The 9,877-nt window shown below is 65.8% G+C and carries 13 protein-coding genes; all 13 read left to right on the plus strand.

The features are described 5' to 3' along the window. Window position 1: 1 nt before the first annotated feature. The 13 genes from P6144_RS03860 (at window position 2) to P6144_RS03920 (ending at window position 9,877) form a co-directional block, all read left to right on the plus strand. A complete protein-coding gene (locus tag P6144_RS03860; protein WP_277766385.1) occupies window positions 2-601 on the plus strand; it encodes a M23 family metallopeptidase in 600 nt (199 codons plus the stop codon). 162 nt (window positions 602-763) lie between these two features. After that, window positions 764-1,327 (plus strand): elongation factor P, encoded by a 564-nt coding sequence (gene efp / locus P6144_RS03865; RefSeq protein WP_277766386.1) that lies wholly within the window; start codon window positions 764-766, stop codon window positions 1,325-1,327. 129 nt (window positions 1,328-1,456) lie between these two features. After that, the gene (locus tag P6144_RS03870; protein ID WP_277766387.1) at window positions 1,457-2,278 is read left to right on the plus strand and encodes an inositol monophosphatase family protein; all 822 of its coding nucleotides are present in this window, start codon (window positions 1,457-1,459) and stop codon (window positions 2,276-2,278) included. 79 nt (window positions 2,279-2,357) lie between these two features. Then, a complete protein-coding gene (locus P6144_RS03875; protein WP_277766388.1) occupies window positions 2,358-3,560 on the plus strand; it encodes a diguanylate cyclase in 1,203 nt (400 codons plus the stop codon). A gap of 132 nt (window positions 3,561-3,692) precedes the next feature. Continuing rightward, window positions 3,693-4,067: an NADH-quinone oxidoreductase subunit A gene (gene ndhC, locus P6144_RS03880; protein WP_277766389.1), complete on the plus strand. Its 375-nt coding sequence runs from the start codon at window positions 3,693-3,695 to the stop codon at window positions 4,065-4,067. Then, a complete protein-coding gene (locus P6144_RS03885) occupies window positions 4,058-4,630 on the plus strand; it encodes an NADH-quinone oxidoreductase subunit B (RefSeq protein WP_277766390.1) in 573 nt (190 codons plus the stop codon). The genes ndhC and P6144_RS03885 overlap by 10 nt, the downstream gene beginning before the upstream one ends. Window positions 4,631-4,635: 5 nt before the next feature. Next, window positions 4,636-5,547 (plus strand): NADH-quinone oxidoreductase subunit C, encoded by a 912-nt coding sequence (locus P6144_RS03890; RefSeq protein ID WP_277766391.1) that lies wholly within the window; start codon window positions 4,636-4,638, stop codon window positions 5,545-5,547. Further along, a complete protein-coding gene (locus P6144_RS03895; RefSeq protein WP_277766392.1) occupies window positions 5,547-6,782 on the plus strand; it encodes an NADH-quinone oxidoreductase subunit D in 1,236 nt (411 codons plus the stop codon). Before P6144_RS03890 ends, P6144_RS03895 begins: the two co-directional genes overlap by 1 nt. Next, window positions 6,779-7,117: a nuclear transport factor 2 family protein gene (locus tag P6144_RS03900; protein ID WP_277766393.1), complete on the plus strand. Its 339-nt coding sequence runs from the start codon at window positions 6,779-6,781 to the stop codon at window positions 7,115-7,117. Before P6144_RS03895 ends, P6144_RS03900 begins: the two co-directional genes overlap by 4 nt. Continuing rightward, window positions 7,117-7,785 (plus strand): NAD(P)H-dependent oxidoreductase subunit E, encoded by a 669-nt coding sequence (locus tag P6144_RS03905; RefSeq protein ID WP_277766394.1) that lies wholly within the window; start codon window positions 7,117-7,119, stop codon window positions 7,783-7,785. Before P6144_RS03900 ends, P6144_RS03905 begins: the two co-directional genes overlap by 1 nt. Then, the gene (locus tag P6144_RS03910; protein ID WP_277766395.1) at window positions 7,785-7,958 is read left to right on the plus strand and encodes a hypothetical protein; all 174 of its coding nucleotides are present in this window, start codon (window positions 7,785-7,787) and stop codon (window positions 7,956-7,958) included. The genes P6144_RS03905 and P6144_RS03910 overlap by 1 nt, the downstream gene beginning before the upstream one ends. Further along, window positions 7,959-9,257 (plus strand): NADH-quinone oxidoreductase subunit NuoF, encoded by a 1,299-nt coding sequence (gene nuoF / locus P6144_RS03915; protein ID WP_277766396.1) that lies wholly within the window; start codon window positions 7,959-7,961, stop codon window positions 9,255-9,257. Continuing rightward, on the plus strand, window positions 9,254-9,877 hold the full coding sequence (locus P6144_RS03920) for a hypothetical protein (protein WP_277766397.1): 624 nt from the start codon (window positions 9,254-9,256) through the stop codon (window positions 9,875-9,877). Before nuoF ends, P6144_RS03920 begins: the two co-directional genes overlap by 4 nt.

The raw sequence follows: 9,877 nt of genomic DNA on the forward strand, positions 1-9,877 counted from the left end.
GATGCTTGTCTGGGCGAAGCGGATCGGCTGGGGGATAGCCACGCTGCTGCTGGCGCTGGCGGTGGGTTTCCTGTCGCTGGTGCGGATCAGCTTCGAGCCTGCGGCACCGGCGGCCCAGCCGATCCTGGCTGCTCCTCAGGCTGCGGCTCCCGCCAGTGCCAACGACGCGGTGCAGTTGATCATTCCCGTCCAAGGCGTCCATGCCCGCCAGCTTTCGGATACCTGGGGCCAGAGCCGCGGCGGCGGCACTCGCGAGCATCATGCGATCGACATCATGGCCGCCAAGGGCACGCCGGTGCTCGCCGCGGCATCGGGCCGGGTCGAGAAGATCTTCGAGAGCGTGAACGGCGGGCATACGATCTATGTGCGGACGCGCGACGGCGGCACGATCCATTATTACGCGCATCTCGATACCTATCTGGTCACCGAGAAGCAGGCGGTGCGCCAGGGAGAGGCGATCGCCACCGTGGGCAATACCGGCAGCGCCGCGGGCGGGGCGCCGCACCTCCATTTCGAGATCAAGCTGATGCAGCCGGGCGAGGGCTGGTGGCAGGGCCAGAACATCAATCCCTATCCACTGCTAAAGGCTACGGAAAATTAGGGACAGGTCCGTCATGGGCGTGGAAGCCGGGTTCTCGTGCCGCAATTTGGACAGCATGTGGCACGAGGCCCCGGCTTCCGTCCGCGCCGGACGGCTTGCCCAAGCGCGCGCGCGCAGCTAAAGGCGCCCGCTCAGCTCTTTCTCAAGTTCAAGGTCTCGATCATGAAGATCAGCGGCGTGGACATCCGTCCCGGCAATATCATCGAATATGAAGGCGGCATCTGGCGTGCGGTGAAGATCCAGCACACCCAGCCCGGCAAGGGCGGCGCCTATATGCAGGTCGAGCTCAAGAACCTGCGCGACGGCCGCAAGAACAATGTCCGCTTCCGCTCGGCCGAGACCGTGGAGCGCGTTCGCCTCGACACCAAGGACTTCCAGTTCCTGTTCGCTGACGGCGACAGCCTGGTGTTCATGGACAAGGAAACCTACGACCAGACCACGCTGCCGCGCGACCTTCTCGGCGATGCGGCTGCCTTCCTGCAGGACGGCATGGACGTGGTCATGGAACTCTATGACGAAGAGCCGATCAGCGTGCAGCTGCCCGACACGATCGAGGCGACGATCGTCGAGGCCGATGCGGTGGTGAAGGGCCAGACGGCCTCGTCGTCGTACAAGCCGGCGATCCTCGACAATGGCGTGCGCATCATGGTGCCGCCGCACATCGCTTCGGGCACGCGCATCGTCGTCGATGTGTACGAGCAGACCTACGTCCGCCGCGCGGACTGAGTCCAGTTCCCCTTCCGCTTGCGGGAGGGGCTAGGGGAGGGCGTGTGCCGGGCCTCACGCTCTCCGTTTCGATTATCTGACAGGCCCTCCCCCGACCCCTCCCGCAAGCGGGAGGGGAGGAGATTAGATTTGGTAGCCCATTCCGGCCTCATCACCGTCATGGAGCGCGCCGCCCGCAAGGCCGGCCCGCGCCTGCGCCGCGACTTCAACGAAGTCTCGCAGCTGCAAGTCAGCCGCAAGGGGCCGGCGGACTTCGTCAGCCTCGCCGACAAGCGTGCCGAGGACACGCTGATCGAGGAGCTGAAGAAGGCGCGTCCGGACTGGGGCTTCCTGGTCGAGGAGCGCGGCGAGATCGCCGGCGATCCGGACAAGCCGCGCTGGATCATCGATCCGCTCGACGGCACCAGCAACTTCCTGCACGGCATCCCGCATTTCTGCATCTCGATCGCGGTCGAGGATCCGCGCGGCGCCCAGGGCAAGCCCGAGGTGACGCACGGCTATGTCTATCAGCCGCTCACCGACGAGAGCTTCTGGTCGGAAAAGGGCCGCGGCGCCTGGCTGCAGGACCAGCGCCTGCGCGTTTCGGCGCGGCGTGACCTGTCCGACGCGCTGATCGCCACGGGCATCCCGTTCCTCGGCCATGGCAATTTCGCCGAGTGGAGCCGCATCTTCGGGGCAGTGGCGCCCGAAGTTGCCGGCATTCGCCGGCTGGGCTCGGCCGCGCTCGACCTCGCCTGGGTCGCTGCGGGCCGCTTCGACGGCTTCTGGGAAAGCGACCTGAAGCCCTGGGACGTCGCTGCCGGTATGCTGCTGGTCAAGGAAGCCGGCGGCTTCGTGACCGATTATCGCGGCCAGGACCTGTCGCGCGAGCGCAACCAGTATCTCGCCGCGAACGACGTGCTCCACTCCAAGCTGCACAAGCTCGTGGCGGGTGCGCTTCGCAACGCCTGACCTTCATTTACTTGCAGAAGACAAGCCGGCGTTAACTCCGGCGCTCTAGGATATTCCAGTCGAGGATTGGGAGCAGAGCGTGCCAGAGCGTGCCATTGTCAGGGAGCGGTATCTCAAGGCGCGGGCTGAGGCGTTCTATTCCACTTCGCTGCCGGGCACGGCGATGAGCATGGTCGGCGCGATCGTGATCGCCGGAGCGACCTGGAGCGGCGCGAACCGGCTGGCCGTCGGCAGCTTTGTGGCGATGACCGGGCTCATCCTCGTCGTCCGCATTGTTTCGTTGCTCTTCTATCGCCGCAGCCAGGGGACCCATTCCGCGCGGTGGCTGTGGTGGGCTACCGCGCTGGGCGTCGTATCGGGCCTGGCCTGGGGCGCGATAATGATCTGGGCGACTCGCAGCGCCACCGACAGCGAACTGCTCGTGATGGTCTGCATCGGGCTGGGCGCGGTGATGATGACCATCTCCACGGTATCCTTCTGGCCGGCGCATGTCGCTTTCCATGGTCCGTTGCTGCTGGGCGCGGCATTCGGCTTCGCGACGAGCGGGCGGCCTGGTCATCTGTATCTCGGTGCCTCGGCGGTATTGCTGTTCGGTGCGATGGTGATCACGGGCCGCAGGCTTGGCCGCCAGGTGGTGCGGGCCATGCGGCTTTCCGCCGAGAACGCGGTGCTGGCGGAGCGGCTCGAGGAGCAGGCTTCCGCGCTGCAGCAGGCCAACCACGCACTGGAGCAGCTCAGCCGCACCGACGCCCTGACCGGCCTGGCCAATCGCCGCTGGTTCATGGAGCGACTCGACGCGCATTGGGCCCGCGGCCTGGTGGCAGCTGAACCGATCGCGCTCATCGCGATCGATGTCGACCGGTTCAAGCACTATAACGACACCTATGGTCACGCCGCTGGCGATGGTTGCTTGAAGGTTGTGGCGGCGGCGCTGGCTAGCGGCGCGCGCGACGCCACCGATCTCGCGGCGCGGCCGGGCGGCGAGGAGTTCGCGCTGCTGCTGCCTGGCGCCGACCTCGATGCGGCGATGCAGGTGGCGGAGCGGGTGCGGTTGCTGGTCGAAGAGTCGACCCGCTCGGAAGCGGCGATGCTGCCTGCACCTGCGACGATCAGCCTGGGGGTCGCCAGTTTCCGGCCGATCGCGAGCATTGCGCCGCGCGATCTGCTGGAAGCGGCCGACCGCGCACTCTATCGCGCCAAGCAGGCCGGGCGGAACCGCGTGGCTGTCGATGATACCGCATCCATCGTGGCGCCGATCCAGCGGAGCGTTGCGCGGCGATAATGCGGCACAAGTTGCGCCGCCGAAATCCGGCAAATTATTGCGAGTGATTCTCAAGGGTTTCCGCCCTTGTCGCAGCGTTATCACCGTCCTAAAGCCACCCTCAGATTCCGCATCCGCGAGAAGAGAAGTCGCTTGGTCGATCTGTCACAATATCTGCCGATCCTGTTGTTCCTCGGGGTCGCCCTCGCGCTCTCCAGCGCGTTCGTCTTTTTGCCCATGGCGGTGAGCCGGCTTACCGGCTCGCACAAGCCAACCGAGGCAAAGCTCAGCGAATATGAGTGCGGTTTCCCCGCATTCGAAGATTCGCGCAGCCAGTTCGACGTGCGTTTCTACCTCGTCGCCATCCTGTTCATCGTCTTCGATCTCGAAGCGGCGTTCCTCTACCCCTGGGCCGTCTCGGTCTTCTCGCTGGGTTGGACCGCCTGGATCTCGATGATGATCTTCATCGCCGAGCTGGCGCTTGGCCTTGTCTATGCCTGGAAGAAGGGAGCCCTCGAATGGGAGTAGAACTCACCCAGTCGTCGCCCTTGCCGGGCAGCGGCCTGATCGGCGCGCCGCCGCCGGGAACGCTCCCGGACGTCGGCTTCCTCAACGACATCAATGCCGAACTCGGCGACAAGGGCTTCCTGGTCACCTCGACCGAGGAGCTGTTCCAGTGGGCCCGCACCGGCTCGCTGTGGTGGATGACCTTCGGCCTCGCCTGCTGCGCGGTCGAGATGATCCACGTCAACATGCCGCGCTATGACATGGAGCGCTTCGGTGCCGCGCCGCGCGCCTCGCCGCGCCAGTCGGACGTTATGATCGTCGCCGGGACGCTGTGCAACAAGATGGCTCCCGCGCTCCGCAAGGTCTATGACCAGATGTCGGAGCCCAAGTACGTCATCTCGATGGGCAGCTGCGCCAATGGCGGCGGCTATTACCACTATAGCTACAGCGTCGTGCGCGGCTGCGACCGGATCGTGCCGGTGGACATCTATGTCCCGGGCTGCCCGCCGACCGCGGAGGCGCTGCTCTACGGCATCATGCAGCTCCAACGTAAGATCCGCCGCGTCGGGACGATCGAACGATGAGCGCAGTGAAGACTTCTGCTCCCCGGTTCGCGTCGAACGAGGGCGTTATCGAGGCGGCCAAGGCCGCGCTTGGCGATATCCTGGTCTTCTCGGAAGACAGCGTTGGCGAAGTGAACCTGGTGCTCGATCGCGCGCGCACCGTCGAGGGTATGACGCTGCTCCGCGACACGCCGGGCCTCGAATATCAGCAGCTGATGGAAATCGCCGGCGTCGACTATCTCGATCGCGAGGAGCGGTTCGAGGTGGTCTATTGCCTGCTCAGCCTGACGCGGAACCACCGTATCAAGGTGAAGGTGACCACCGACGAGGAAAAGCCGGTGCCATCCGTCACGGGCATCTGGCCGGTCGCCGGCTGGCTCGAGCGCGAAGTGTACGACATGTACGGCGTGCTGTTCGAGGGCAATACCGACCTGCGCCGCATCCTGACCGACTATGGCTTTGTCGGCCATCCGCAGCGCAAGGACTTCCCGCTCACCGGGTTCGTCGAGCTGCGCTACTCGGAAGAGGCGAAGCGCGTGGTCTATGAGCCGGTCACGCTGGCCCAGGACTTCCGCAACTTCGACTTCATGAGCCCGTGGGAGGGTGCCGAGTACATCCTGCCGGGCGACGAGAAGTACGTCGCACCGACACCGCCGGCCCCGCCGCCCGCTCCGGCGGCCAAGCCCGCGCCGGCTCCGGCTCCTGCGGCCGTACCGCAGCCCCAGGCCAAGGGCGCACCGACTCCGCTGACCGCGGACGAGATCGCCAAGCCGGTCCCGGCTGCCAAGCCGACCAAGGCGAAGGTGACCAAGCCCAAGACCAGCGGCAGCACCGCCGAGACCGGCGCCGGCAAGCCCGGCCCCGAGGCCGGCCCGGCGCCTGCCGAGAAGAAACCCCGCAAGCCGCGCGTCAAGAAGACGCCGGAGGGTGAAGCGTAATGGCTGAATATCTCGACGAGATCGAAGGCGTCATCGACGGCGGCAAGCCGGAGAAGGGCGACACGGAGATCGCGAACTACACGATCAACTTCGGCCCGCAGCACCCGGCGGCCCACGGCGTGCTGCGCCTGGTGACCGAGCTGGACGGCGAGATCATCGAGCGTGTCGATCCGCATGTGGGCCTGCTCCACCGCGGCACCGAGAAGCTGATCGAGTACAAGACGTACACCCAGGCGCTGCCCTATTTCGACCGGCTCGACTATTGCTCGCCGCTGGGCATGGAATACAGCTTCGTGCTGGCGGTGGAGAAGCTGCTCGACCTCGAGGTTCCGCTGCGCGGCCAGTATCTGCGCGTGTTCTTCGCCGAGCTGACTCGCATCTGCAACCACATGCTGAACCTCGGTTCGCACGTGATGGACGTCGGCGCGATGACGCCGAACCTGTGGATGTTCGAGCTGCGCGAAGACTGCCTGAACTTCTTCGAGCGTGCCTCGGGCGCGCGTATGCACTCGAACTACTACCGTGTCGGCGGCGTCCGCCAGGACGTGCCGCTCAAGCTGCTGACCGACATCGCGGAATGGCTCGACACGCGCCTGCCGCGCCTGTTCGGCGACGCGATCAGCCTGGTCGCGGAGAATCGCATCTTCCTGCAGCGCAACGTCGACATCGCGGTGGTGAGCCGCGAGGACGCCGTCGCCTGGGGCTTCTCGGGCCCGATGATCCGCGGCGCCGGCATCCCCTGGGACATCCGCCGCTCGCAGCCCTATGACGTGTACGACCGCATGGAGTTCGACATCCCCGTCGGCACCCGCGGCGACTGCTATGACCGGTTCATGGTCCGCGTTCAGGAAGTCTATCAGTCCGCGCGCATCATGAAGCAGTGCCTCCAGCAGATGCCGGAAGGCCCCGTGCTGACGCTCGACCGCAAGGTGGCTCCGCCCCGCCGCGGCGAGATGAAGCAGTCGATGGAAGCGCTGATCCACCACTTCAAGCTCTTTACAGAAGGCTATCACGTGCCCGCGGGCGACGTGTATGTCGCGACCGAGAGCCCGAAGGGCGAGTTCGGCGTCTATCTGGTCTCTGACGGCACCAACAAGCCGTATCGCTGCAAGATTCGCCCGACCGCGTTCAGCCACCTCCAGGCGATGGACTTCATGTCGAGGGGGCACATGCTCGCCGACATCACCGCCATCCTGGGCGCGCTCGACATCGTGTTCGGGGAGTGCGACCGGTGAGCGCCGACCGCATCGCCATCACGCATCAGATGATCGCGCACTACAATGCGCAGGACGCCGACGCCTATGTCGAGCTGATGACCGACGGTGCCTGCGAAGCAGGCTATCGCGGTGCGGTGCTGCGCGAGGGCAAGGAAGGCGTACGTTCGGGGCTGAAGGCGATGTTCGCCGAGTTCCCGCAGAACCGTGCCGACATCCTGACCAGCTATGCGCTGGGCGATACCGTGGTCCTGCATGAAAAGGTGGCCCGTTCGCCCGAGAGCGAGCCCTTCGAAGTTATGTCGATCTATTCCTTCGCCGACGGCAAGGTCGATCGCGTGGAGTTCATCCGTTAATGGCCGACGCACCCGAACTTCCCAATGATGCGGAGACCCGCGCGCGTTGGGGCAATTTCGCCTGGACGGCGGAGAACGCCGTCAAGGCACAGGAGATCATGGGCCGCTATCCGGCGGGCCGGCAGCTCTCCTGCAGCATCCCCTATCTCGACCTGGCCCAGCGCCAGGTGGGTGCGGAGACCAACACGCAGGGCTGGCTGCCGATTCCGGTGATCGAGTTCGTCGCACGCGAGCTCGGCGTGCCGTACATCCGCATCTTCGAGGTCGCGACCTTCTACACCATGTTCAACCTGGTGCCGGTCGGCCGCTATCACGTGCAGGTCTGCGGCACGACGCCGTGCATGCTGCGCGGTTCGGACGACGTGATGGCCGCGTGCAAGGCGCGCGGCCTGAAGAAGGGCCACACCACCGAGGACGGCCTGTTCACGCTGACCGAAGTCGAGTGCATGGGCAATTGCTCGTCGGCGCCGATGGTGCAGATCAACGACGACAATTTCGAGGACCTGGACTTCGACCGGACCCTCGCGATCCTCGACGCGCTGGCCAAGGGCGAGAGCCCCAAGACCGGTACGCAGGAGCCGGGCCGCCACACGGTGGAGCCGGTGGGCGAGCCGACCAACCTGGCCGCGATGGAAACCGAGAACCACGATTATCGGGGGGAATGGTGATGAAGCCGGAGACCAAGAACCTCGTCTTCGTAATCCTCGCGATCATCGGCGGCATCGTCGTGCTCGGCTGGGCGCTCAAGATCGCCTTCAAGCTGATCGGCATCGCGATCGTGCTCGGGGTCTGCGTGCTCGCGTACATTATCATTCAGAACATGGTGGGGAAGGGTCGATAGATGCTCGCGGATAAGGACCGCATCTTCACCAATGTCTATGGCTTCCAGCCGTGGAACCTGCCGGCTGCCCAGAAGCGCGGCGATTGGGACAAGACCAAGGATCTGATGTCGATCGGCCAGGACGCCATCATCGACAAGATCAAGGCATCGGGTCTGCGCGGCCGCGGCGGCGCAGGCTTCCCGACCGGCATGAAGTGGAGCTTCATGCCCAAGGAACCGCGCCCGGATCGCCCGAACTTCCTGGTGATCAACGCCGACGAGTCCGAGCCGGGCTCGTGCAAGGATCGCGAGATCATCCGCCACGATCCGCACAAGCTGATCGAAGGCGCGCTGATCGCCGGCTTCGCGATGCGCGCCCGCGCGGCGTATATCTACATCCGCGGCGAATATATCCGCGAGGCGGAGACGCTCTTTGCCGCCGTGAAGGAGGCGTATGACGCCGGCCTGCTCGGCAAGAACGCCTGCAAGTCGGGTTATGACTTCGACGTGTTCGTCCATCGCGGCGCCGGCGCGTACATCTGCGGCGAAGAGACCGCGATGCTCGAGAGCCTCGAGGGCAAGAAGGGCCAGCCCCGCCTGAAGCCGCCGTTCCCGGCGGGCGCAGGCCTCTATGGCTGCCCGACCACGGTGAACAACGTCGAGTCGATCGCAGTCGTCCCGACGATCCTGCGGCGCGGGCCGGAATGGTTCTCGAGCTTCGGCAACGAGAACAACAAGGGCACCAAGCTCTTCCAGATCTCGGGCCATGTGAACAAGCCGTGCGTGGTCGAAGAGGCCATGTCGATCCCGTTCCGCGAGCTGATCGAGAAGCATTGCGGCGGCATTCGCGGCGGCTGGGACAACCTGCTTGCGGTGATCCCGGGCGGCTCCTCGGTGCCGCTGGTGCCGGCGGCGCAGATCATGGACTGCCCGATGGATTTCGACGGGTTGCGCGCGCTGGGCTCGGGCCTGGGCACCGCGGCCGTGATCGTGATGGACAAGTCGACCGACGTCGTCCGGGCGATCTCGCGTCTCAGTTACTTCTACAAGCATGAGAGCTGCGGCCAGTGCACGCCGTGCCGCGAAGGCACCGGCTGGATGTGGCGCGTGATGGAGCGGCTGCGCACCGGCGACGCCGATATCAGCGAGATCGACACGCTGCAGCAGGTCACCAAGCAGGTGGAAGGCCACACGATCTGCGCGCTCGGCGATGCCGCCGCGTGGCCGATCCAGGGCCTGATCCGCCACTTCCGCCCCGAGCTGGAGCGCCGCATCAACGAGCGCCAGGCGGGCGCAGGCATGCAGGAGGCCGCGGAATGAAGGCTGCACTGGCACTCCTGATCGCTACCGGCACCAGCTTCGGCATCGCCGCGCCCGCGTTCGCCCAGAACAGCGGTGAGGCAGCCGGCATCCGCGTCGCGGAGAAGAACGCAATCGAGCTGATGAGCTGCTTCACCCGCAGCGAGCAACGCAAGGCCGCGGCGGTGATCGCGCTCGAGCCGGGCAGCGAGCCCGAGGCCAAGGCGTTCATGGGCCTGTTCGACAGCGCCCGCCTGTGCGTGCCGCGCGGCAAGAAGGTGCAGACCCAGGGAGTATCGCTGCGCGGCGTGCTCGCCGAGCAGCTCTATCTGAAGGCCTATCGTGCGGCAGGGCCGGCGACGGGGGGCAAGGATCCGGCCTGGCTCAGTCAGCCGGTGCACAAGCCCTACGCCGTCGTCCAGTGCGCCGCAGCGCGCGATCCGGCCGCGGCCGACGCGCTGGTTCGCACCAAGTGGCATTCGCCGGAGGAAGCCGCTGCGGTGAGCGCGGTGCTGCCGGCGATCACGGCGTGCGCCGATGGCCGCACGGTCAATTTCGATAGCACCATCCTGCGCGGACTGCTCGCGGAAGGATTGTTCAGGGCGCGCGGCGGCATGTCCGCGTCCGAGGGAAGTAACTGA

Origin of the sequence: Sphingomonas sp. HITSZ_GF (assembly GCF_029543155.1) — a bacterium.
Lineage (GTDB): Bacteria > Pseudomonadota > Alphaproteobacteria > Sphingomonadales > Sphingomonadaceae > Sphingomonas.